General features: G+C 31.0%; 19 protein-coding genes. 2 read left to right on the plus strand and 17 right to left on the minus strand.

Annotated elements, in window-relative coordinates; all coding sequences use genetic code 11:
• Positions 1 to 181 precede the first annotated feature (181 nt).
• The gene (locus tag KA468_RS07230; RefSeq protein ID WP_291242270.1) at positions 182 to 1,078 is read left to right on the plus strand and encodes a NifU family protein; all 897 of its coding nucleotides are present in this window, start codon (positions 182 to 184) and stop codon (positions 1,076 to 1,078) included.
• Between the two features lie 65 nt (positions 1,079 to 1,143).
• On the opposite strand, the gene tsaB is transcribed toward KA468_RS07230, so the two are convergent.
• The 3 genes from tsaB to KA468_RS07245 all read right to left on the minus strand — a co-directional run bounded on the left by tsaB (position 1,144) and on the right by KA468_RS07245 (position 4,581).
• On the minus strand, positions 1,144 to 1,809 hold the full coding sequence (gene tsaB, locus KA468_RS07235; RefSeq protein WP_291242271.1) for a tRNA (adenosine(37)-N6)-threonylcarbamoyltransferase complex dimerization subunit type 1 TsaB: 666 nt from the start codon (positions 1,807 to 1,809) through the stop codon (positions 1,144 to 1,146).
• A gap of 80 nt (positions 1,810 to 1,889) precedes the next feature.
• Positions 1,890 to 3,215, minus strand: coding sequence for an efflux RND transporter periplasmic adaptor subunit (locus tag KA468_RS07240; RefSeq protein WP_291242272.1), 1,326 nt, complete (start codon positions 3,213 to 3,215; stop codon positions 1,890 to 1,892).
• A gap of 4 nt (positions 3,216 to 3,219) precedes the next feature.
• The gene (locus tag KA468_RS07245; RefSeq protein WP_291242273.1) at positions 3,220 to 4,581 is read right to left on the minus strand and encodes a TolC family protein; all 1,362 of its coding nucleotides are present in this window, start codon (positions 4,579 to 4,581) and stop codon (positions 3,220 to 3,222) included.
• Between the two features lie 156 nt (positions 4,582 to 4,737).
• Here KA468_RS07245 and KA468_RS07250 point away from each other — a divergent pair, with 156 nt between their 5' ends.
• Positions 4,738 to 6,123 (plus strand): DUF4403 family protein, encoded by a 1,386-nt coding sequence (locus KA468_RS07250; RefSeq protein ID WP_291242274.1) that lies wholly within the window; start codon positions 4,738 to 4,740, stop codon positions 6,121 to 6,123.
• Positions 6,124 to 6,348: 225 nt separating this feature from the next.
• Here KA468_RS07250 and KA468_RS07255 read toward each other — a convergent pair whose 3' ends face one another.
• The 14 genes from KA468_RS07255 to KA468_RS07320 all read right to left on the minus strand — a co-directional run bounded on the left by KA468_RS07255 (position 6,349) and on the right by KA468_RS07320 (position 23,437).
• Positions 6,349 to 6,507 carry a hypothetical protein gene (locus tag KA468_RS07255; protein ID WP_291242275.1) on the minus strand — a complete coding sequence of 53 codons (159 nt, stop codon included), beginning with the start codon at positions 6,505 to 6,507 and terminating at the stop codon, positions 6,349 to 6,351.
• Positions 6,508 to 6,610: 103 nt separating this feature from the next.
• Positions 6,611 to 7,192 carry a DUF420 domain-containing protein gene (locus KA468_RS07260; RefSeq protein ID WP_291242276.1) on the minus strand — a complete coding sequence of 194 codons (582 nt, stop codon included), beginning with the start codon at positions 7,190 to 7,192 and terminating at the stop codon, positions 6,611 to 6,613.
• An 83-nt stretch (positions 7,193 to 7,275) separates the two neighbouring features.
• Positions 7,276 to 7,902: an SCO family protein gene (locus KA468_RS07265; RefSeq protein ID WP_291242277.1), complete on the minus strand. Its 627-nt coding sequence runs from the start codon at positions 7,900 to 7,902 to the stop codon at positions 7,276 to 7,278.
• A 51-nt stretch (positions 7,903 to 7,953) separates the two neighbouring features.
• Positions 7,954 to 8,646 carry a hypothetical protein gene (locus KA468_RS07270; RefSeq protein ID WP_291242278.1) on the minus strand — a complete coding sequence of 231 codons (693 nt, stop codon included), beginning with the start codon at positions 8,644 to 8,646 and terminating at the stop codon, positions 7,954 to 7,956.
• Positions 8,647 to 8,732: 86 nt separating this feature from the next.
• Positions 8,733 to 9,083 (minus strand): cytochrome C oxidase subunit IV family protein, encoded by a 351-nt coding sequence (locus KA468_RS07275; protein ID WP_291242279.1) that lies wholly within the window; start codon positions 9,081 to 9,083, stop codon positions 8,733 to 8,735.
• Between the two features lie 22 nt (positions 9,084 to 9,105).
• Complete coding sequence (locus tag KA468_RS07280; RefSeq protein ID WP_291242280.1) at positions 9,106 to 10,092, minus strand: cytochrome c oxidase subunit 3; 987 nt, start codon at positions 10,090 to 10,092, stop codon at positions 9,106 to 9,108.
• Positions 10,093 to 10,136: 44 nt separating this feature from the next.
• Positions 10,137 to 10,721, minus strand: coding sequence for a cytochrome c oxidase subunit 3 (locus KA468_RS07285; RefSeq protein ID WP_291242281.1), 585 nt, complete (start codon positions 10,719 to 10,721; stop codon positions 10,137 to 10,139).
• A gap of 64 nt (positions 10,722 to 10,785) precedes the next feature.
• Positions 10,786 to 11,679 (minus strand): heme o synthase, encoded by an 894-nt coding sequence (gene cyoE / locus KA468_RS07290; RefSeq protein ID WP_291242282.1) that lies wholly within the window; start codon positions 11,677 to 11,679, stop codon positions 10,786 to 10,788.
• A gap of 84 nt (positions 11,680 to 11,763) precedes the next feature.
• Complete coding sequence (gene deoC, locus KA468_RS07295; protein ID WP_291242283.1) at positions 11,764 to 12,507, minus strand: deoxyribose-phosphate aldolase; 744 nt, start codon at positions 12,505 to 12,507, stop codon at positions 11,764 to 11,766.
• A 36-nt stretch (positions 12,508 to 12,543) separates the two neighbouring features.
• Positions 12,544 to 12,936 carry a VanZ family protein gene (locus KA468_RS07300; RefSeq protein WP_291242284.1) on the minus strand — a complete coding sequence of 131 codons (393 nt, stop codon included), beginning with the start codon at positions 12,934 to 12,936 and terminating at the stop codon, positions 12,544 to 12,546.
• The gene (gcvH, locus tag KA468_RS07305) at positions 12,905 to 13,285 is read right to left on the minus strand and encodes a glycine cleavage system protein GcvH (protein ID WP_291242285.1); all 381 of its coding nucleotides are present in this window, start codon (positions 13,283 to 13,285) and stop codon (positions 12,905 to 12,907) included. Before gcvH ends, KA468_RS07300 begins: the two co-directional genes overlap by 32 nt.
• Before the next feature lie 70 nt (positions 13,286 to 13,355).
• Positions 13,356 to 20,498, minus strand: coding sequence for a cell surface protein SprA (sprA, locus tag KA468_RS07310; protein WP_291242288.1), 7,143 nt, complete (start codon positions 20,496 to 20,498; stop codon positions 13,356 to 13,358).
• A gap of 52 nt (positions 20,499 to 20,550) precedes the next feature.
• On the minus strand, positions 20,551 to 21,132 hold the full coding sequence (ruvA, locus tag KA468_RS07315; protein WP_291242286.1) for a Holliday junction branch migration protein RuvA: 582 nt from the start codon (positions 21,130 to 21,132) through the stop codon (positions 20,551 to 20,553).
• Between the two features lie 4 nt (positions 21,133 to 21,136).
• The gene (locus KA468_RS07320; RefSeq protein WP_291242287.1) at positions 21,137 to 23,437 is read right to left on the minus strand and encodes an NADP-dependent malic enzyme; all 2,301 of its coding nucleotides are present in this window, start codon (positions 23,435 to 23,437) and stop codon (positions 21,137 to 21,139) included.
• Positions 23,438 to 23,571: the final 134 nt, after the last annotated feature.

Below are 23,571 nucleotides of genomic sequence, written 5' to 3' on the forward strand. Positions count from 1 at the left end.
GTAGTAGTATTAACATTTATTGATTGTGAGAATAATATCCCACTAAAAAATAGTAAAAAAAAAGATAATGTAATTTTTTTCATTTTATATGTGTTGTGGTTGTGTTAACAAAATTATAATCTTCAAATATATAACTTTACTTTAATGAATGTTTATATCTTTGTAAAAAAAATGCACTAAAATGAGTAAAATATCGATAAAAAGCACAAATAATCTATCAATTGTAAAATTTGAGTTAGAAGAATTTATCACTAGAAATCAAAATTTCGAATTTAAAAACATTGATGAAACTTCAAACTCACCTTTAGCGAAGCAATTATTTTTTCTTCCATTTGTAAAATCAGTTTACATTTCAGGAAATTTTATTGCAATTGAAAAATTTTCAATAGTGGAATGGGAAGATGTTCAAGAAGAAGTGGCGCAACAAATTGAGGATTTTATAGTAAAAGGTGGCCAAATTATCATAGAAGATTCAGTTACGAAAAAAAATCCAATAACGATTTATGCTGAATCTACTCCAAATCCTGCTGTTATTAAGTTTGTTGCCAATAAAAAACTAACAAATACGGCGGTAGAATGTAAAAATATTGATGAAACAAAAGCTTCACCTTTAGCTAAAGATTTGTTTAGTTTCCCATTTGTAAAAGAAGTTTTTATTGATGAGAATTACATTTCAATTACAAAATATGAGATTGCCGAATGGAATGATATTACATTAGAATTGAGAACTTTTTTAAAACAATATTTAGAACAAACCGATTTAGTTGTTGACGAAAGTTTAATTGAAAAAACAGATAATTTCAAAATAAAGCAAGAAGAATTTTTTGATAACTTAGATGTTACCTCTCAACAAATTATTAATATTTTGGAAGAATACATTAAACCCGCAGTTCAAAGTGATGGAGGAAATATTACTTTTAACTCGTATGACGAAAGCACAAATGTTGTGAAAGTGACACTTCAAGGTGCTTGTAGCGGTTGTCCGTCATCTACATTTACATTAAAAAATGGGATTGAAAATATGTTACGCGATATGTTAAAAAATAATTCAATTATAGTAGAAGCTATGAATGGCTAATTTTTTCTTACAATAAAAAAAGGGCTGTTTATACAATGTAAACAGCCCTTTTTTGTTTTTATAATTTATTTTTTAGTAATTAAAACAAAATCTTTTAAATAAAAAGGTTCGAAATAAGCAACATCTTCAAATTGTTTATTTTGAAATTTTTGGAAGGAAATTAAACTCATTTCGGTAGCAGAAGGAAATTGCATTTCAGGATAATATTTAAATTTTTCATCCGTTAATATTTCTTTAAATTTCATCGCGCCATCGCCAATTAAATGTAATATTTCTGTTTCCTCTTGAAACGAATTTTCATCAATAATTTCCGCTTTGGTTTCTCTAATTTTAGCATAATTACTATCAAAAAACGCACTGTATACTTCTAATCTTCTGGCATCAATCATAGGTAAAATAATTCCGTTTGATATATTTATTTTTCTTGCCAAAATTTCTAAAGTATCAACAGCTATTAACGGAATAGATAATGCATAACACAAACCTTTTGCTGCAGAAACCCCAATTCGTAATCCCGTATACGAGCCTGGTCCCTGACTAACAGCAATAGCTTTTACTTCTTTTAATGTTACATTGGTTTCTAAAAGAAGTTCCTCAATAAAAATATGTAATTTTTCAGCGTGAGAAAAATTTTGTTCTGCTATTTCTCTTATTGCAAGCGTTCTACCATCTTTTGATAAAGCAACTGAGCAATTTTTTGTAGCGGTTTCTATATTCAGAATTAAAGCCATTTTTATTTTATATTTAATACACAAAGTAACAAAAAAAGACACAATTTCTTGTGCCTTTTCTAAAATCAAAACTGTTTTAACTAACTTTTTTGTTCTTTAGCTTTTTTATCTTGGTCGGATTTGGTTTCTAATCTTACTTTATCATTTGGCAGTAAGTCTTTTGAAACTAAAGTGTACGGTCCAATAATAATTTCATCTCCTTTTTTCAAACCAGATAAAATTTCAATATTTGTATCATCTTGAATCCCTGTTTTTACGACTCTAATTTTGGCTTTATCGCCAACTTTTACAAAAACACATTCAAATTTAATATCTTTTTTAGGCGCATTTCCTTTTTTCTCTGCTTCTTCTTTTTCAATTTCAGCTACAATATCTTTTTTGGTTGAAGTTGTGTCATCTTTAATTACGATGGCGCTAATTGGAACTGCTAAAACATTTGTACTTCTTTTTGTTTCAATATCAACAGTAGCTGTCATTCCTGGTCTAAAAGGAGAATAACTCACCGGTTTTCCTTCTAATAAATCTTGGTACGATTCTTTTACTAATCGAACTTTTACCTTAAAATTTGTTACTTGATCTGCTGTTAAACCTGTTGTTGCTGAGTTAGAAATACTTGTTACCACACCATCAAACTTTCTTTTTAAATAAGCATCAACTTCAATTTTTGCCGAATCGCCAATACTTACTTTTACAATATCATTTTCATTTACATCAACTTCAACTTCCATATTATTTAAGTTGGCAATACGCATCATTTCTGTACCAGCCATTTGCTGTTGACCTAAAACACGCTCTCCTAATTCAATATCTAATTTAGAAATGGTTCCGTCTGCAGGTGCAAAAATGGTAGTTCTTTTTAAATTATCACTTGCTTCAGTTACGTTTGCCGAAGCCGATTTCATTTGATAATATGCTGATTGTTTACTGGCAACTGCTACTTCATAAGCAGAAACAATTCTGTCCCATTCTGCACGAGAAATTACGCCTTTATCGTACAGTTTTTTATTTCTGTCGTAATTGGCTTTCGCTTCTTTAACTTGAGCATCAGCTTGACTAACACCTGCTTTTGAGGTAGATAAAGAAGCCACAGTTCGGTCAACTCCAGAAGTATAAATGTCTGGATTGATTTTTACTAATAATTGTCCTTTTTTAACTTCCTGCCCTTCTTTTACGTTTAAAGCAATAATTTCACCTGAAACTTCTGGCATAATTTTAATCTCAACTTCTGGTTGAATTTTACCAGTTGCCGAAACGGTTTCAATAATCGTCATCGTTTCTGCTTTAGAAACTTCTACAATTTTACTGTCGTCGTTATTTCCAATTTTTCCTGATTTTTTAAGAATAATTAATAGTACAATCACTGCAACTACACTTCCTAAAATGATAAATAATTTTTTTCTTGACATGGCTTTATTGTTTTACTATAAGTGGAATTCCGAAATAAAATTCTAAAATTTTAATTCTAAAAATATAATCATACTTGGTTCTTAATACTTCTGATTGTGCGTTTACGAAAGCAGTTTGAGATTGGTTGTAATCAAAAATATTCATCATACCAATTTCGTATCTGTCTTTTGCGTATTGCATAGCTAATTCTCGTGCTTTTACAATTTGTAACGCAGCTTCATAACTTTCTTTTGCGGCTTTTGTATCCGTATAAGCCGTAAATACATTACGCTCAATATCTAATTCTTGTTGCTCTTTGGCTAACTGACTTTTCGCTAATGCAATTTTGGTACGAGCTACATTATTTTTCACAGCAAAACCATTAAAAATTGGAATATTTAGCGATAAACCAAAATTCTGACCTTTATTGGTGCTAAACTGATCAAACAAAGGTTTTGGACTCGTTATGTAAGGCACACCATTCACAACTTGATATCCATTGGAATTTGATGCTCTTGTATTGAAGCCATAAAAGCCGGTTAAACTAGGTAAATATGCTCCTTTTGCAATAGAAATATCTTTTTGCGCAAGTGCTACATTTGTTTCAGCAATTTTTAATTCCGTTCTGTTTTCTTTAGCTTTTGCGATTACCGCTTCTGGCGTTTCGTTTAAAACCGTTGACAACATCGAAGGCATATCATCTTCCGAAATATCAAAATTCTGGAAATCTTCAATCTGTAATAATTGTGCCAAACTCAATTTAGACAATAATAAGGTATTTTCGGCTACAATAACACGCTGATTTCCTGTAGCCATAGTAGCTTGGATATCTAACAAATCGCCTTTTGGAACATTTCCTGCATCTACTAATTCAACCGTTCTGTTATATTGTTTCGTATTAAGTAACTTTTGTTGGGTTTGAACTTTTAAATTTTCTTTATTAAATAAAATCTGCAAGTAAGCATTGGCAACGTTTAACGCAATATCTTCTTGCATTTTCGTTAACTGATATTGAGAAGCAATGATAGCTAAATTGGCTTTTCTTAACTGATTTACGTTTTGCAATCCTTTAAAAATATCCACGTTTGCATTTAAATTGGCAGAGGTAAATTGCGTCGTTTGATTTTCTAATAAACCCGTTGTAATGTTTTGATTTAAACCAATATTCCAAGAATGCGATGTTGATGCTGATACATTTGGTAAAAAATTTCCAATGGCATCTTTTTTCACAATCGCTGAAGTTTGCAAATCTAACTCGGATTGTTTTATGGTAATATTGTTTTGAATTGCATGATAAATACATTCTTTTAATGTCCATTTTTTTTCTTGGGCAAAAGAAGCAACACTTGCGATAAATAATATTAATATGAAATGTACTGACTTCATTTTATAAATTGTTTTACTATTTGACCAATATTTATAAAAAATGTTACACTTTAGAATTAAAATTTTACTTTTATACCTGAAATATTTTAAATTGAGAAACAATATTTCTCCTTTATTTATGTTTTCTCTACACCTTTTATTGCAAACTCATTTATTATGAAAATAAAAATTTTACTTTTTGGAATTATTAATATGGTTCTATTTAGCTGCAGTACCTCAAAAAAAATAGAAGCGCTAAAACCAGAGCCTAGTAACAATGCGCCAATTGTGTACAGCAATAAAACATCGCTAATTGCTATGCCGATGGAAGTGAGTATAAAGGAAGTGGAATATCATTTAAATAAAAACGTAAAAGGTTTAATTTATGCTGATACCATTTTAAATGACGATAAAACAGAAATGAAAATTTGGAAAACTTCTGATATTAAATTGGTAGAAAAAAACGGCGAAATTGTTTCGGAAATTCCTTTAAAAATTTGGGCAAAAATAAAATACGGAACCGAATTTATGGGTCTAAACGACACAAGAGAACTAAATATAAACGGAACCATAACCCTAAGCAGTAAAGCCAATTTTGCCAACTGGAAACTAAACACAACTTCTAAAATTGAAGATTTTGAATGGAGCGAAAGTCCAAGTATTTTAGTAGCAGGGAAAAATGTGCCTATTACCTATATCGTCAATCCAACTTTATCCATTTTTAAGGGAAAAATAGCCAAAATGATTGATGAGGCGATAAATAAAAGTTGTGATTTTAAAACGCAAGTATTACAAGTTTTAGAAACGCTTTCTACACCTTTTATGGCAAACGAAACGTATGAAACTTGGTTCAAATTGGTTCCAAATGAAATGTATAGTACAAATGCGGTTTTGAGTAATTCTAAAATTACAATGAATTTAGGATTAAAATGTCAGATGCAAACTTTAATTGGACAAAAACCAAAAAGCGGATTTGACAAAACTAAAATTGTATCAAAAGCGGTTGCTAAAATTCCATCCGATTTTAATGCTTCTGTAGCGGCAGTCTCTACTTATGAAAGTGCAAGTAGAATTATGACGAAAAATTTTATGGGACAAGAATTTGGTTCTGGGAAAAGAAAAATCACCGTTCAAAAAGTAACTTTATGGTATAAAGACGGAAAAATGATTATTGCTTTAGATATGCTTGGATCAGTAAACGGAACAATATATTTAGCGGGAATTCCAAAATATAAAACAGAAACAAAGGAAATTTATTTTGAAGAAATGGATTATGTTTTAAATACAAAAGGCATCTTAACTCGAACAGCAAACTGGTTGTTACAAGGTGTAATTTTGAATAAAATAAAAGAGAATTGCAAGTATTCTATTCAACCTAATTTAGAGGAAGGAAAGAAAAATATGCTTCCTTATTTAACAAATTACTCACCAATGAAAGGTGTTTTTGTAAACGGAAAATTAAACGATTTTGTGTTTGAAAAAATGGAACTTACTGAAAGTGGCATTGTTGCTTTTATTACTTCATCAGGCTCAATGAAAATTACAATTGATGGAATGGAATAGGTATAGGTAAAAGGGATTAGGCAAAGGGTATAAGGAATATAGAATTAGGCATTAGGCATTAGGCATTAGGCAAAATTAAAAATCTATGAAGGTGCAATTATACACTATCTTGTCATGCTGAAAGCATCTCTTATCGCACTATTTAAAACTATATTACAAGAAAATTTTACGTGAGACCCTTTCAGGGTGACAAGTTTGTGGTGTATTTGGATTGCGTTTTTGAAATTACGCTTTAACTTCTTTTTTCTTTTGTTTTAATCGCCATACTGCGTAAAAAACACCTGCTACTAAGATATACGGTATTGCCATTAAATACACAATTCCGTCATTTACACCTTCGGCAACAGATTTGTTAGCTTCGTTTTGAAGAGAAGCTCTGCACATAGCACATTGACTTTGAGAAAATAGAGAATAGAAAATAGAACATAGAACATAAATACTACGCTCAACTTCTATATTCTTTATTCTATATTCTATATTCTTAAATTTACTTAACATAATAAGGTGCAATCATAACGTAAACTACCACACCTGTCACGGCAACATATAACCAAATAGGGAAAGTAATTCTTGCTAATTTTTTATGCTTATCAAATCGATACGCTAAAGCTCGAACATACGTAATTAATACCAAAGGAATAATAATTACTGAAAGTGAAATATGTGTGATGAGGATAAACAAATAATTATATCTTTCAAAACCAATTGCTATTCTTTCTGATTCTTCTAAGATAGAATTATGGTTTGTATCACCAAACACAGCGGAAATTGAAGTCATATGGTACGCCACATACATTAATAAAAAAGCTAAAGAACAAGCAATAGCTGTTTTCATTAAATATTCGTGTAGCTTTCTTTTACCGTTTTTTATTGCTAAAACTGCAACAACTAATAAAACCGCTGTAATTCCGTTAATAGTTGCATAGATAGGTGGCAAAAAGTTTAAAGGTTCCACATCATACCCTAATTTTCTTAAATTCACACCAAATAAAGCAGCTACAGCAATTGGAATTATAATAGATACAGCTGTTATTAGTTTATTGTATTTTGTTTCGATGTTGTTTTCCATTTTATATTTTTTTTTATTAAACATAGATTGAAGAAATTATATTAATTTCTAAAATTCATATAATAAGTTATTAGTTTTTATAATCACTCTTTTAATAATAATTTAATATCTTCTTTAATAGCATCAATTCCAGATTGTTCAAGGCCATCGTAATACATAATTGGGTTTCCAAATTTATCTTTTCTACATCTGATATTTCCTTCTTTATCAATTAGGGCAAAAAGTCCTGAATGTTCGAAACCACCTTGTACTTTATCATTTTTACCGGCAAATATATTAAACCCTTTATTTGCAATACTCATAATATACTCATAATCACCTGTTAAAAAATGCCAATTCGAATGTTTTACACCTAATAATTTAGCGTGCTCTTTTAAGGCGGCTGCTGTATCATTTTCGGGATCTATGGTGATAGAAGCAATTCCGAAATTTAAGTCGCCATAAAAACTTTCTTGCAATTGCAACATATTTTGATTCATTTTCGGACATATTGTTGGACAAGATGAAAAGAAAAATTCAACCACATAGACTTTTCCCAAATATGATTTATCTGATATTTTCTTACCGTTTTGATCTGTTAGTTCAAAAGAAGGTACTTTAGCTAATTTTTCTAAACCGCTATCTTTAAATCTTTCAGTTAATTCTTTTACTGTCCAAATTCCAAACAATAAAACAATAAATGAGATTCCAATGTATGTGTTTTTTTTCATGATGATATTTTTTTCTTTACTCTTAACTGAACACTAAAAACTGTTGACTGATTACTTTTTAATTACCTCTTGTTCAATTTTATCTCTAAAATCATCTTTACGTTTGTTCTTTTTAAGTGCCAAACGGTATTCGCGAAGTAATATTTTAACATCATCTGACATTTCATTATGTAACTCTGCAGCAGAAATGGTGTTATAGCATTCTCTATATTCTACTTTACCTTTAATTTTCTGACCTTTTCTTCCTCTTAAGCTTTTTTCTTTATCTAAAATATACACAAAAGGAGTACCTGTAAATGCATCTAATTTATTTTTAAATTTAAAGGTATTATAGTACGTTTCAATAGCTTCAGGATTTCCGAAAAGAAAATGCCAATTTTTTAAATCATTAGAGAGTCTTCTAAACTCTAACATAATGGCTTTAATTTTTTCTTGATTGCCATCTGGTAAAATCATCACCATTTGAAAATCTTTAAAGCCGCCATATTTATTATAAATTTTCTGATTTAAGTTAAATAAATTTGCTTTTACTTCTTCAATATTGCTTCCTGGAAAACCTAAAACAGTAATATTTTTATCTAAAACCACTCTCTCCCCATTCAAAGAAACAAATTGAGTAGAAAGCTCGGCGTGATTTTTTGAAATAACCGGTAGAAATAAGGAATTGTGCGAGGCTGTTGCGAAAAACATATACGCCACAATAGGCAATATGAAGAGTACAGTTAATACGATATATTTTTTCACTACAGAAAAGTTAAATATTGATATACAAAGATAAAAAAAATCCCGTTCCAATATAAATCGGAACGGGATTATTATTATTTATTTTATTAAAAAATCCATTTGTAATGTGCATTTTTAAATACTTCATATATATAATCTCCTTCAACTAAAAAGATTAAACAAATATATGATATTAAAAAAACTAGTGGAGCTACAATAGACCAGCGCAAACTTTTCTTTTCACCTTCTAAGTGCATAAAAGCCCACATAATATAATATGCTTTTACGATTGTTAAAATAATAAACAACCAGTTAAGTAAACTCATTTTAATAAAAGTTCCAAAAAATAAAGCATCTGGTTTTGTAATACCAAAATAAACTTCAACTGTTGTAATGATAGATAAGATTCCGAATACTGTCCAGATTCTTTTCATGTTTGATTCATGTGCGTGTGCCATAATATTTTCTTTTTACTAAAAATTAAACTAAATAGAAGAATGTAAATACAAACACCCATACTAAATCGACAAAGTGCCAATATAAACCAACTTTCTCAACCATTTCGTAACTTTTTCTTCGTTCGTAAGTACCTAATAATACATTAAAGAAAATTAAGATATTTAATACAACTCCAGAAAATACGTGGAAACCGTGGAAACCTGTAATGAAAAAGAAGAAATCTGCGAATAATTTATGACCGTACTCGTTTCTGATTAAACTAGCCCCTTCTACAACTAGAACACCATCTTTCAATCTGTTTTCTGATTCTTCACGAGAAAGCACTGTTTTTTCTTTTTTATTTGTAATGAATTCAGTTCTTACCAAAATTTCAGGATGTGATTTAAATCCAGCCATTACTTCATTAACAGAGTATTGTGGTAATTCGTGGTCTTCTTCCATAAACCAAACCCCTTTATCTCTTGTTAACTGCTCTCTTTCTTCAGGCAAAGTAGCTGCAAATTCTTCTAATTTAACTCTTTTGTATCCTGTTTTTTCAGATTTATCTACTTTCACAAATTGTAAAATAGCACCTCCAGAAGTTTCTACTGCACCATATTCACCTTTGATGAAATTTTTCCATTCCCAAGCTTGAGAACCTAAGAACATAAAACCACCAATTACTGTAAGTAACATATAAACAGCAACCTTTGTTTTTTGTAATTTATGACCTGCATCAACAGCGATAACCATCGTTACTGATGAAAAGATCAAGATAAACGTCATCAATGCCACATAATACATAGGTGCGTTTACACCATGCAAAAATGGAAAGTGGGTAAATACCTCATCGGCAATTGGCCAAGTTTCGATAAATTTAAATCTAGAAAATCCGTAAGCAGCGATAAAACCTGAAAAGGTTAAAGCATCTGATACGATGAAAAACCACATCATCATTTTACCATAAGTGGCTCCCATTGGTCCTGGACCTCCGTCTAAAGCGTGTTCATTATTAACCGTAGCGCTCATATAATAGTTATTGTTAAAAAGTTCCCAAATTTATTGATTTTTTTCTATTTGAAAAAATAGAAAAATAAAAACAAGTAAACCCAAATAAAATCCATAAAGTGCCAATAGATGCCACTTAGCTCAATACCAAGGCATTGCGAGGAATTGTATTTTTGTTTATAATGATTATAAATTACATAAATTAATGAAATCATACCTCCAAACAAGTGTGCCACATGTACAAACACAAATGCATACAAAAAAGAGACCGTAACTTTACTTGAAGAACCAAAAGGAACTAACCCTTGATTAAACAACAAATCAAATCCTTTAAATTGAAGATAGACAAATGATATTCCTAATGCTAACGTAAGTAACAAATATACTTTTGTTAGAGAATAATTGTTAGATTTAATGGCTCTTTTTGCCAAATAAAAAGTAACGCTGCTTATTAGCAATATTATTGTACTATATGTAAATGTAGCAGGAATTACTAATTCTTTTAACCAATCTGGGCGTTGTTTGCTCACCACAAATGCACTGGTTAATCCTGCAAAAATCATTATTATGCTTATCATTGCAAAATACAACAGCATTTTATATGTTTTTGCTTTTTTATCGTAAGCTTCTTGTTCTGAACTACTTTTCATTTTTATTTGTTTAAACACATTTTAAATATAGACATTTTGTGTTTTTTATTGTTTATTTATTGAATTATACAAATTTATCAATTACATATATAATTTGCAACAAAGTTATGTAAGTTACGCTTACTAACATTAATTTTTTTGCAGTTTTTGCATCTCTATTTTTATATAATTTTATAGCAAAAAATAGCATCCAACAACCTAACAAAAAAACCACAACTGCTGCTGCTACAGACAATTGCAAAGCACCGGTAAAGCGAAATACTGGCAAAATAGATGCAAACATTAACCAAAAAGTATATAAAATAATTTGAATGGCTGTTTTATTATCTCGTTTTCCTGTTGGCAACATAAAAAAACCGGCTTTTTCATAGTCTTCAAATAAAAACCAACCTATTGCCCAAAAATGTGGAAATTGCCAAAAAAACTGAATTAAAAATAAGGTTCCTGCTTCTATTCCGAAACTCCCTGTAGCGGCTACCCAACCCAACATAAAAGGAATAGCACCTGGGAAAGCGCCTACAAAAACAGATAAAGGCGTTAATGTTTTTAATGGCGTGTACAAACTTACGTACATAAATATAGAAATAGCCCCAAACATTGCCGTTTTTGGATTGATAAAATACAATACGACCAAACCAATACACGTTAATACAAAACCTAAAGTTAATGCAGTATTCACAGACATTCGACCTGACGGTACAGGACGATTTTTTGTTCTGTCCATTTTCGCATCTAAATCTTTTTCAATAACTTGATTAAAAATATTAGAAGCGCCCACCATACAATAGCCGCCAATGGCTAATAATATTAATGTAATAACACTAAAAGGATGTTTATCTGAAAAACCTAACAAATACCCCACAATAGAAGAAAACACTACACTTATTGCTAAGCCAGCTTTTGTAATTTCTTTAAAATCTAAGAAAATCGATTTTAATGTGACGGTAGTTGTTTTCAAAAGTGAATTTTTAATCGAGTGCAAAGATAGTAAGAAGATTTTGGTTTTCGCAATACTTAGTAAAGCAAATTCAAAATTTATAATTTAATAATTTCCAGAATTCAATTCCCCATCTGAAATGGATTTTGCAGCAGAAGTTCCAATTCGTTTTACGCCTAATTGTATCATATGAAGCACTTCTTCTTTTGTTTTAATGCCACCAGAAGCTTTCACTTGTAGTGGAAATGCATTTTCCAACATGGCAATAATTGAAGGGAATGTAGCACCATTTGGTAATCCGTTTGAAGTTTTATAAAATCCTGTAGACGATTTCACAAAAACCGAATCGAAGTCTTTTTCAGTAAAGTTAGCAACTATTACATTTTTTATTAATGAAGTCAATTGAATAATTTGCGAGCCATTTAACGCTGCAACTTCAATAATCCACTTGATTTTTTTACGATGCGCTAACGCTAATTTTGTTCCTTGCAGCACTTCTTGTTTTACTAAATCAATATCACCTAATTTAAAAGCTTCAAAATTAACTACAAAATCCAATTCATCTACACCGTTTTCAATGGCGGTTTTGGCTTCATTTATTTTTTCATCAATAGAAAAAGTGCCTTCTGGAAATCCAATTACGGTGCCAATTAACACTTTTGAAGCGGCAGCTACTAATTGCTTCTTAGCATCAACAATTTTATCTGGACGAAGCATAACTAACATAAACTTTTCTTCAATTGCTTCTTGTACAAAATCATGAACAATTTGATTGTTTTCTTTTTCAGAAACACCCGCTTGTTTGGCTGTTTTTAAATACGTTGAATCTAAGTAATGTTTTATATTCATTATATGAATGTATTGATTAAACAAAAAACATCTCAACTAATGTGAGATGTTTTTGTTTTGTATTACGTGGTAAGATTTTACTAATATAAAACTTGTTATAGCGCCTAAGGCATTTGCAACAATATCGTACCAATCAAAAGCCCTGTTTTGTGTAAAGTTTTCTTGTAAAAATTCAATACTAATTCCTAATACTATCGCTATGAAAAGCACAATTAAAAAATATCGTAATGAAATGTGTTTTAAACTCATAATCCATAAGAAAACAAATACAAAATAGAATACAAAATGTATAATTTTATCTATATTTTCAAAGGAAATTATTGGCAAACTTGGCGTATCGTTTAAACACAAATAAAAAATTAATAGTGTCCAAAAAATAGCGCTTATTTTAAAAAAATTATGCCCCAATAAGTGCCGTGTAATCTTCACTTGATAGTAATTGTGCTACTTCAGAAGCATCAGATATTTTTACTTTTACCATCCATCCTGCACCATATGGGTCAGAATTTACAGCTTCTGGATTACTCTCTAAATCGTCATTAAATTCAATAATTTCTCCACTTAATGGTAAAAATAAATCTGAAACCGTTTTAACTGCTTCCACAGTTCCAAAAACCTCATCTTTGCCTAAAGTTTGGTCTAATGTTTCTACTTCAACGTAAACGATATCTCCTAATTCTTTTTGAGCAAAATCAGTAATTCCTACAGTTGCTACATCGCCATCAATTGAAACCCATTCGTGGTCTTTTGTGTACTTTAAATTCGCTGGTATATTCATCTTATTAATTGTGTTTTTATTTTGACAAATGTAAATTATATTCTTAAAATTTACTATTAATTTTTAATTTTTAATTTCCAAAATTATATCGTAAAGTAAATCCAGAACGAATATTTGTTAACGGAAAAGCTGTTGATATAACCGCTTTAGAAAACTGATGATCGTAAAAGAAAATAGCTGTAAAATTCTTACTGAAAGAATAATCTGCTGTTAATTTAAATGACCAAATGTTCTGTCCACCACCTAATTGATTGTTGTTATAATCTAAATATCGTACAATAGTCATTTTTTTACTTAATGTAAAATCTGCTTTTAAATTGATATCACTCTTTATCATTCCTTGGGCGTTGTCTGCTAATTTTGAGTTAATTTGAACGCCTTTAATTCTGTATCCTAAACGAACTGTATAATCATTTCCTTGTACTTCGGTTAATAAGTTGTTGTCAAAACTCATATTCAAACTTCTGTCTTTTTTAACTTCAGCCATCACATTAAAAGAGTTTTTCAACTCAAAACTTACGTTAATTAACGGATTAAATTGCTCTGTTAAATTGACATTTGAAGTAATGATTTCTGGAAATAAATTTCCTTTTGTATCCGTTGGACTTGGATTTAAGTTACTTCTAAATGCGTTTACACTATAACTTGAACGATAACCATGTTGTATCGAGAATTTTTTGAAATTATCTTTAAACCAAGACATCTTCATAAAACCTGTATATTTTAACGTCCAGTTTGGTAACGGAAAATTAGAAAATAAACCCGTTTGTACTTTATCCGTTTTCACACCTGAATAAGCAGATAAAAAAGCTGGAACTAAAACACGTTGACTATTTTTACCAAATTTAGCAGGATAACCATCTAAATCTCTTGGGAAGTTTGCTGTTCCATAATAATCTTCAGCTAAACGAATTGCAATTGCGTATCTGTTTTTTCGGAATCTATCGAAAATTTCAGATTCATTTTCATCGCTGGCTTTGAAAGCTGTTTTTATCATCACGGTAGAAATACTAAAATTTCCTGTACTAAAAGGCGCTCTTGATTGATAGTTTCCGCCAACCGCATCATATTGTTCTGAGTAATTTTCAGTAATATTTCTTTCTGCATTAATATCGATTCCTAAATCGGGTATCAATTCTAATCTCGCAGAATAATCTAATTTTTTAGTTTTAATTTGAGAAAAACTCTGGTTAAATTCAGGATAATTTGTTAAATAACCTCTTTTAGCTGCTTCATATCGAATATCAGCTTGATCTCCAAAAACAAATCCTAAAGTAGGTTTTGAACTTCCAAAAAACCCTAAACCTGGTAAATAACCAGGCAATAAAGTTCCACCAGATTCTGAATAATTTACTTGAATATTTTTAACAGAAGTTAATAATCCAATTCCAAATTTAGCAAAGGCATTTCTTTCTTCTGTTTGAGGTTGTTTTGGTGTCGTATTGGTTACTTTTTCACCTGGTTTTGGTGGTGCTTTTTTAGTATTTGCAGGTTGTTTTTTCTGTTTTTTAGCTGTTAATCCTATATATTTATAGAACATATTCATATCTAATCCAGCATTTATTTTATGTGAATTCGCATTTTGAATGGTGTTTCCTAATTGATAGGTTGTTCCGTCCAAGGCTTGAAAAGTTGAAAAGGCATCTGAAGCACGTTGCCAACTATAATCACCTGTGTACACGTAAGACGTTTTAATAAAATTTAAAACTGGAATTTTATTAATTGGTAAATCGTAATTAGCTGTTATTTGTTGGTTGTGTGTGTTTGCTGTACCAAAATTCCAGTAATCATTCCAAATATCTAAATCGTTAATTGGGTTATTTTGTGTATCAAAATAATTACGTACGATATTATTGTTCGCGGCTGTATAATTTAATTTTAATGATTTAGTAATTGGGAAATTTACGCCATACTGATAATTGAAAAAATAATTTCTTCTGTACAACGGATCCAAACCAATACCTTGAACATCAATTAACCTGAATTGCTGACGATTAAATTGTCTTATAATATTCGAATTAAATGTAACGTTACTTGGTAAAAAGTTAAAATTGAAATCGCTTATTGCTTTATAATATCCGTTTTTCTTGAAAAATTTATTCTTCTTAAAAGGTTCTATAGATTTTGCTTTAAATGAATACGAATAATCTAAAGAAGTTTTTTGTTGTTGATCTACCAAATTTTGAACTTGGAAATCGTGATGTAACATTTCGTTGAAAGAATATGAAAGTGTAATATTTTCTACATCATAAAAATGTTGTTTTTGTTTGTCGCCTCTGTCTTTTTTAACACCAATGAAGTTCACACTAGTTCGCTTTGTATAATCTATGGCACGATTTTTAATTTCTTCTTTTTTATTCTGATTTGATTCCGCAGCTATTACTTCTTTTAATTCTAAATCTTGAAATGAAGGATCATACTTTGGTGTAATTATTTGTTCGCCTACAGCATAATTAAATGGTAAATTTAATTTCCATTTTTTAGGCAGTACTTGTCCTACATTAAAGTTTGATACGATGTCATATTGTTTCACATCTTCTCGACTTCTTTCATTTGGGCCTTGTTCTAAAGCGCCAAAACCAATAGTACTAATTCTACCTGTTGCAGAAAAAGTGGCGAAATCGGCCAAATTTGTATCTAAATTAGCTACAGCAGCATAACCACCTTTGTTATCTATTTCAGACATACGCAATTCGTTGAACCAAACCTCTCCTCTTAAAGGGCCTGTAGCTGCAGGGTTTGGGTTTTTTACCCCAATCATTAACGTTCTTACTTGCCCGAAATTTGGATTTCCTTTGATACCAATATTTAATCTACTTTTTGATGAACCTAAAGCACTTTCGTTTAAAAAAGCAATTCCGTTTGCATCTGGAATAATAGATCCTGCACCTGCAAGATTTAAACTTTTAATTTTAGATAATAAGGCCAAAGGCAATTCAATTTCGTTATCTGCTAACCAAATATCTTCTGCTGTTCTGGCACTTAATGAACTTACTCTTAACGGCATTTCAATTTGATAGAAGTTATCTGTAAAATCATTCCCTAAACGAATGAATGCAACTAATTCGTCATCTTTTAAATCTGTGCCACTTCCTAAATCTACTTTTAAAGGCTCGGCGTGTAAAAACATACGTAGTTTTTTGTACTGACGCATATCGACATTTACATTTTTAAACACAGCTCTTGCATCGTTTTCTTCTAATCCTCCTAAACCTACATTTCCAGGGTCTTTTTTGTACACTCTTAAAGATAAAGATTGTTCATTTTGATTAATAACCGTATTGTTATTATACAATTGTTCTCTATCTACTCCAGGAGGAGCTACATAAGGAATAGGGCTTCTGTTTGCATTTTCCTGAACATTTATAGCTACTACATCAAAACCTGTATCATCATTTGACACATCAGAATCTAATGCATCTAAAGTATATACAAATCTTCTCCATTCACCTCTTACTAAATCTAAGGATCCTAAACGAAGCGTTACTTCATCGTTAAAACCAGATAAAAACATTCTCATGAAACGAATGGTTCTAAAATCAGTAATTGGCCCTTCAATATTTGCAGCAGTAGCTTCTAAAATTGGTATTTTATATTGTACCCATCTTACTGGAATGGCATTTCCGTTTGGTACAGAACCAGTTGTAGTCAATACATCAGCTACGTAATTTTGTCCCACAACTGGATTTGGAGCAACTTGAATATTAAATTTATAATACGCATTTATCGTATTCATAGTGTTATCTCTATTCAAATCTTCCACATCTGGAATCGTTGAATTTCCTCTATTTGTATCGGTTACTGTTATTGGCGAGTTTCCCTCTAAACCATTATAATTTTTATAGCGATCTAAAATAGTTCCGGTAGTATTTAAATAATATTGATAATTATCAGCAGAAGCATCATTAAAAGCAGCAAAAGCGGGGTGTTTAATTCTTTCTTCAGCGTCATTTAAACCATTTAAACCAACATCCTGAACCCCTCTATTGGCTTCATTCGTATCAAATGCATAAATTAATGATTGAGAAGCAGGTACTTTACCCCAGTTTGTAGAATACGTTGGCTGTGCACCACCATTTTCTGGCAATCCATTTTCATATAATTTTCTTCCGTCTTTTAAAATATCCTCACTAATTTCTCCTAAATTTAAGGTTAATGTTCCGATATTTGAAGGATTTGTAACATCTGTCGTTGTTCCGAAATAGGGATCCATCATCCAAAACTGGACATATTCAACATTAGATTGTTCAAAATTTGTGGTATTAATGGCACGCATAATTCCTCCCCAATTATTTGGAGCATCAATAGCAGGAAATTGGTTATTTGTGGCTGCAACTGGATTGTAATTGTATGGTCCACGCTCTCTTGGATAATACGTTAAATCTAACGTATTAATCACATTGGTTTGTCCTTGAGGAATATCCGTATTTGGAAATAATTCTTGACTAAAAATACGTCTGGTTTTATTCGTAGAAATATCGTTATCATCAATTCCTGCAGGCTTGTCAACGTAAAACACTGGATCAATATTATACCAAGAAAGTTTGGCTCTTTTATATCCATACACTCGGTCATCTTCATTTAATTCACCACCAAAACCTATTGGCGTACTCGCTAAAGACCAAGCTAAAGGCGATTTTAAATCGATATTAGATTGGGTACCTTCAAAATCATCAATATAAGAAGTAGGTTCGCCATTGAAATCTGCAGCTTTTGGTGCATTTGGAAACAAATAAGCAAATTCTCCACGGAAAGACAAATTAGAAGGTGCTTCTGTTTCAATATTTGGTAATTTATTTACCAACCTTGTTAAAAAAGGAACTTCAGTTGAAAAATTAGTATTTAAACCAACAATGGTATTATTTACCGATTCTTGATTGTAATCCGCTTTTTGAGTAAAAGGTCGTTCTGTCATTTTAAGAAAGGTACCGCCTATTAAAAACTTCTCATTAAATTTATGTTCTACATTTAAACCATAAAATCGTTTGGTTTGTTGTCCAAAAACCGAATTATTTTCTAATGACACATTTATTGGTGTATTAGAAGCCATTAAAGACGGATCTAAAATTTGTACTCTACCCGCTTGATAATTTACGGTATAATCTACCCCTTCTACTAAAACTCTACCACCAGCAGTAACCACAACACTTCCTTGCGGCACATTAAAAGCACCTAAAGAAATACCATCGCCTGCAGAAGATTTAAAACTTCCTTTTAATTTGAATTTGTTTTTAGAACTTTCTTGTAAGGCAGCGGCTTGTGTAGATTTATATAAAGTTCTGAAAACATATTTTGATTGATTAGAGTTGTATGAAAGTGGCGCGTCATAATCTTCCGTTAACGTAGTAACATCTAATTTATTAAATAAGTGTTTACCAAATGGCTCAACCGTAGTGAAAATAATTCTTCCGTATTGAGAATCTACTGTAATTCCTGGATAAAAATCAAAAAATCCATCTCCATTTGGTTGTGGGTCATTCGTGAAGTTTAATTTATCTAAATTAAATACTTTCAATAAAGGTGTGTTAGCAACATTTGATGGCAATGCATCAATACCAGCTTGTGTAATATAATTTAAAGGTGAAGGATCTTGGTATAAAATATTAAATTTAAAATCTTGTTGTTGCAATTGATTTCCACCTGGAATTTGATAGATGTTTTTCATCATTAAATCCCAACTTGGCTCACTTACATTGATTAAACTTCCTTTTAACATTTTTAAAAGTAACGCTTGTGTGGTTGGCACTCCTGCTGGATCAACTGTTGTAGATTCTAAACCATCATTTGCAAATTCCCCTACTTGATACACTTCTCCACCAATGGTGTATTGATACGCTACTGCTAAAACCTCATCATTTTGTAATTTCTGATTTAAGGAAATGTATCCTAATTGTGGGTGAAACGTATATTCTGTAGTGGCTAATTTTCTGGCGTTTTCTAATTTCGAATAATCAATTCCTTCAGAAAAGGTACTTGTAGTATTAGCTATTAAATTAAAACCTGTTGAAGCTGTTGCGATTTCTCTAATTGCCGGTGTTAAAAAACTACCTGCTTGACCGATTGTAGCTGGATTGAACTTGTTATTTTTATTATCTGTTGGTGAATCAATTGGCTCATTAAAAAAAGTTGGGTTTAGAGTTAAATCTGTACCCACAACTTCATTGTCTGGAGTAGTAGTTAATTTTGATTCACCTAAATCTTGTAAAGCAATTACGTTTCTTAAGTTGTTATCTGTAGTGGTAACTCTGTTTTGTCTGTTGGTAATCCAAACTTCAATTCTGGTAATTTTCGCACGAGAATCTATAACAGGATAATTTCTTAAAGCATTGTCATAATTATTTCTAAAATATTGTGATAAGAAATAATGTTTATCAGAATCATAATCTAAGGCAAAAAAGTCAAACTCTTGAATGGTTCCACCACCTTGAGTAGTTATGGATTTTGATTGCGATTTTTGTTCCGAGAATACACCCGTTAAAGTTGTTTTTCCAAATTGAAATTGCGCTTTTACACCAAATAAACTTTGTGCCCCACGGATTAAAGAATTCGAAATTGGGAAACTCACATTACCAACTTCAATTTTTTGTAAAATATCGTCTTCCGTTGGTGCGTAATCTAATTTAATTAAATTTTGAAAAGCAAACGTAGATTGCGTATCATAATTAATATTTACATTCAATCTTGTTCCTACTTTTCCTTGTAAGCCCATTGAAATTCGTTGATTAAAATCAAAGGCGGTCGTTTTTCTATTTCTTGGTGAAAAAGAAGGATTGTCTTGTTTAGTAAATCGAATTCCTAAATCTACTTCTACTGAACCGCTTGGTTTTACATCAATCGTATTTCCACCAAAAATGGCTTCAAAAAATTTATTATTTACATAAAATCGTGGTAATAAATTTTTTCTTGCTTCTTCAGAACCCGCTCTTTTTCCATCAACTGCATTTTGTTTGTCTTGAAAATACTTTCTCATGGTTTCTTTTAAAACCAATTTTTCGTATTCTTCAGGTGTTAAAATTAATGGGTAATTAATATTAAAACCATCTATAGATGCCGTATAAATATATTTATTTGTAACAGGATCATACGTATAGCCATCAATAATACTTTTAGGATTAGGCAAAGCAATTTGACCCAAACTATATCCTGTTTTTATTGAATCTTGCTCTTTAACCGGAGTTGTCTGAGCATAATTACACACACTTATAAACATCATAAAAATCACAATGCTTGTTCTTGAAACTATATTTTTAAGTAATTTTTTCAAATTATAATACTTTTAATGCTTGTTTAATTAATTCTTCCACTGTGGCTGTTGGCGAATTAATAATAATTTTTTCTACTACTTTTTCGGCATTTTTTCTAATATATCCCAAAACTTCTAAAGCAGATAACGCTTCTTCTTTGTTTGTATTGTATGAACTTCCAGAAATTTCTTCAATTGCATAGATTTTTAGTACTTTATCTTTCAAATCTAAAATAACACGTTGTGCTGTTTTTAAACCAATTCCTTTAATCGATTGAACCGTTCCTACATCATTGGCAGCAATAGCTTGAATAATTTGTTCTGGATTTAAAGATGAAAGCATCGTTCTTGCCGTATTGGCTCCTATTCCTGAAACAGAAATTAATAATTTAAATAATTCACGTTCTTTTTTATCTGCGAAACCAAATAAAGAATGTGAATCTTCTTTTACTTGTAAATAGGTATACAATTTCACATTTTCAGAATCTGGAATTTGAGAATAGGTATGCAATGAAATATGAATTTCATACCCCACACCATGGCATTCAATAACCACTTCAGTTGGTGTTTTTTCTACTAATTTTCCTTGAATATGTGAAATCATAATTTTATTTTTTGGCTTTAGCTTTTAACTTGTTTTTCAATTTTTCTTGCGCATCAACAACTGCAACTGCAGCCATATTTACCATTTCTTCTACACTGGCGCCTAATTGAAAAATATGTACTGGTTTTTCTAATCCCATCATAATTGGACCAATTGAAACTACTTTATCTAATTCTTTTAGCATTTTGTATGTAATATTTGCAGCATCTAAATTTGGGAAAATCAAAGTGTTTACTTTTTTATTAGCTAATTTAGAAAATGGAAATTTACTTTTTAGCATATCTGCATTTAATGCAAAATCCGTTTGGATTTCACCATCTACTATTAAATCAGGATAATTTTCATGTAAAATTTTGACTGCTTGTCTCACTTTTATTGGACTATCACTTGATGAAGAGCCAAAATTCGAAAACGAAATCATAGCAATTACTGGTTCAATACCAAACAATCGTACTGTTTTAGCGGTCATTAAAGCAATTTTTGCTAATTCTTCAGCAGATGGATTTGGATTAATTGCAGTATCCGATAAAAATAAAGGACCTCGCTTGGTATTCATTATATTTGTTGTAGCAATTCTTGACACACCTTGTTGTTTGTCAATTAATTCCATAACCGGTTTTACCACATTTGGATAACTACGAGAATATCCCGTAACCATACAATCTGCATCACCCGCATTTACCATCATGGCAGCAAAATAATTTCGCTCTCGCATCCATTTTTGAGCATCCAATAAAGAAGTTCCTCTACGTTGTCTGGTTTTCCAAAAATATTGTGCGTATTTTTCTCTGGTTTTATTTTCGTCTTTAGATTTTGGATCGATGATTTTCAAATCTGCATCAAATCCAATTTCTTCTTTTAATTCTTGAATAATTTCTATGTTCCCTAATAAAATTGGAATTCCAATTCCTTCTTCATGAACAATTTGTGCGGCTTTTAACACATCTAACTGATCAGCTTCAGCAAAAACAATAGTTTTAGGTTCTGTTTTGGCTCTATTTGTAAGTAATTTTACAATTTTATTATCGCCACCTAAACGTTCTTGTAAATCGTTTGCATATTTTTCCCAATCTGTAATTTCTATATCTGCTACGCCACTTTCCATAGCTGCTTTTGCTACTGCTGGAGAAATGGTTGAAATCAATCTTGGATCAAAAGGTTTTGGAATAATGTAATCTTTTCCAAACACTAATTTCTTTTCGCCGTAAGCAATATTTACTTGTTCGGGAACTGGTGATTTGGCTAATTCTGCCAAAGCTCTAACGGCAGCCATTTTCATGGCTTCGTTAATTTTTCTGGCTCTAACATCTAAAGCGCCTCTAAAAATGTATGGAAATCCTAAAACATTATTCACTTGGTTTGGATAATCCGAACGACCTGTGGCCATAATGATATCTTCACGAGTATTTATCGCAACGTTATAATCGATTTCAGGAACTGGATTCGCCATAGCAAACACAATTGGATTGGCTGCCATAGTTAGTAACATTTCTGGTTTTAATATATTTCCGACAGATAATCCTAAAAACATATCGGCATCTTTTATTATTTCAGATAAAGAAGCTGGTTCACAAGATTTTGCATAACGCATTTGTAATTCGGAAACATCTTCTCTGCAAGTGGTTAATAACCCATTTACATCAAACATGTATAAATTTTCTGGTTTTACACCTAATAAAACGTATAAATTAGCACATGCCAACGCAGCTGAACCCGCACCAGAAACTACTACTTTTATTTTAGAAATGTCTTTTTCTGCAATTTCTAACGCATTTAAAAGTGCTGCTGACGAAATGATTGCTGTACCATGTTGGTCGTCATGCATTACCGGAATGTTTAATTCCTCCACCAATCTTCGTTCAATTTCAAACGATTCTGGAGCTTTTATATCTTCTAAATTAATACCACCAAAAGTAGGTGCTATCGCTTTTACAGTTTCTACAAATTTATCAATATCTGTGGCATCTACTTCAATATCAAAAACATCGATATCCGAAAATATTTTAAATAGCAATGCCTTTCCTTCCATTACTGGTTTAGAGGCTTCTGGACCAATATCGCCTAAACCTAAAACGGCTGTTCCATTGGTAATTACAGCTACTAAATTTCCTTTAGCTGTATATTTATAAACGTTATTTACATCTTTTGCGATTTCCAAACACGGTTCTGCTACCCCTGGTGAATACGCCAAAGACAAATCACGTTGTGTAGCATATTTTTTTGTAGGTACAACCTGAATTTTTCCAGGTGTAGGTTTGGCGTGGTATAATAAAGCTTCTCTTCTTTTATTGTTATTTGTAGACATATATAATCATTTGCATCAACTTACAAAGATAAAATAAGCAATGAAATAACAATAACGATTGTTTAAAAAGTTATAAATTCTTTGATTTTTTATTAATTGGGCTAAAAAAAAGCTGTACAAAATTGTACAGCTCT

This window comes from Flavobacterium sp. (genome assembly GCF_017985075.1).
Lineage (GTDB): Bacteria > Bacteroidota > Bacteroidia > Flavobacteriales > Flavobacteriaceae > Flavobacterium.

Bases quoted from the DNA above. Each gene is read 5' to 3' on its own strand.
- tsaB (WP_291242271.1), bottom strand. From the start codon at position 1,809: ATGGCTTTAATTCTGAATATAGAAACCGCTACAAAAAATTGCTCAGTT.
- KA468_RS07320 (WP_291242287.1), bottom strand. From the start codon at position 23,437: ATGTCTACAAATAACAATAAAAGAAGAGAAGCTTTATTATACCACGCC.
- KA468_RS07265 (WP_291242277.1), bottom strand. From the start codon at position 7,902: ATGAAAAAAAACACATACATTGGAATCTCATTTATTGTTTTATTGTTT.
- sprA (WP_291242288.1), bottom strand. From the start codon at position 20,498: ATGATGTTTATAAGTGTGTGTAATTATGCTCAGACAACTCCGGTTAAA.
- KA468_RS07280 (WP_291242280.1), bottom strand. From the start codon at position 10,092: ATGAGCGCTACGGTTAATAATGAACACGCTTTAGACGGAGGTCCAGGA.
- ruvA (WP_291242286.1), bottom strand. From the start codon at position 21,132: ATGATTTCACATATTCAAGGAAAATTAGTAGAAAAAACACCAACTGAA.
- KA468_RS07240 (WP_291242272.1), bottom strand. From the start codon at position 3,215: ATGTCAAGAAAAAAATTATTTATCATTTTAGGAAGTGTAGTTGCAGTG.
- KA468_RS07285 (WP_291242281.1), bottom strand. From the start codon at position 10,721: ATGAAAAGTAGTTCAGAACAAGAAGCTTACGATAAAAAAGCAAAAACA.
- KA468_RS07275 (WP_291242279.1), bottom strand. From the start codon at position 9,083: ATGGCACACGCACATGAATCAAACATGAAAAGAATCTGGACAGTATTC.
- KA468_RS07255 (WP_291242275.1), bottom strand. From the start codon at position 6,507: ATGTGCAGAGCTTCTCTTCAAAACGAAGCTAACAAATCTGTTGCCGAA.
- deoC (WP_291242283.1), bottom strand. From the start codon at position 12,507: ATGAATATAAAACATTACTTAGATTCAACGTATTTAAAAACAGCCAAA.
- KA468_RS07245 (WP_291242273.1), bottom strand. From the start codon at position 4,581: ATGAAGTCAGTACATTTCATATTAATATTATTTATCGCAAGTGTTGCT.
- KA468_RS07230 (WP_291242270.1), top strand. From the start codon at position 182: ATGAGTAAAATATCGATAAAAAGCACAAATAATCTATCAATTGTAAAA.
- KA468_RS07250 (WP_291242274.1), top strand. From the start codon at position 4,738: ATGAAAATAAAAATTTTACTTTTTGGAATTATTAATATGGTTCTATTT.
- gcvH (WP_291242285.1), bottom strand. From the start codon at position 13,285: ATGAATATACCAGCGAATTTAAAGTACACAAAAGACCACGAATGGGTT.
- KA468_RS07260 (WP_291242276.1), bottom strand. From the start codon at position 7,192: ATGGAAAACAACATCGAAACAAAATACAATAAACTAATAACAGCTGTA.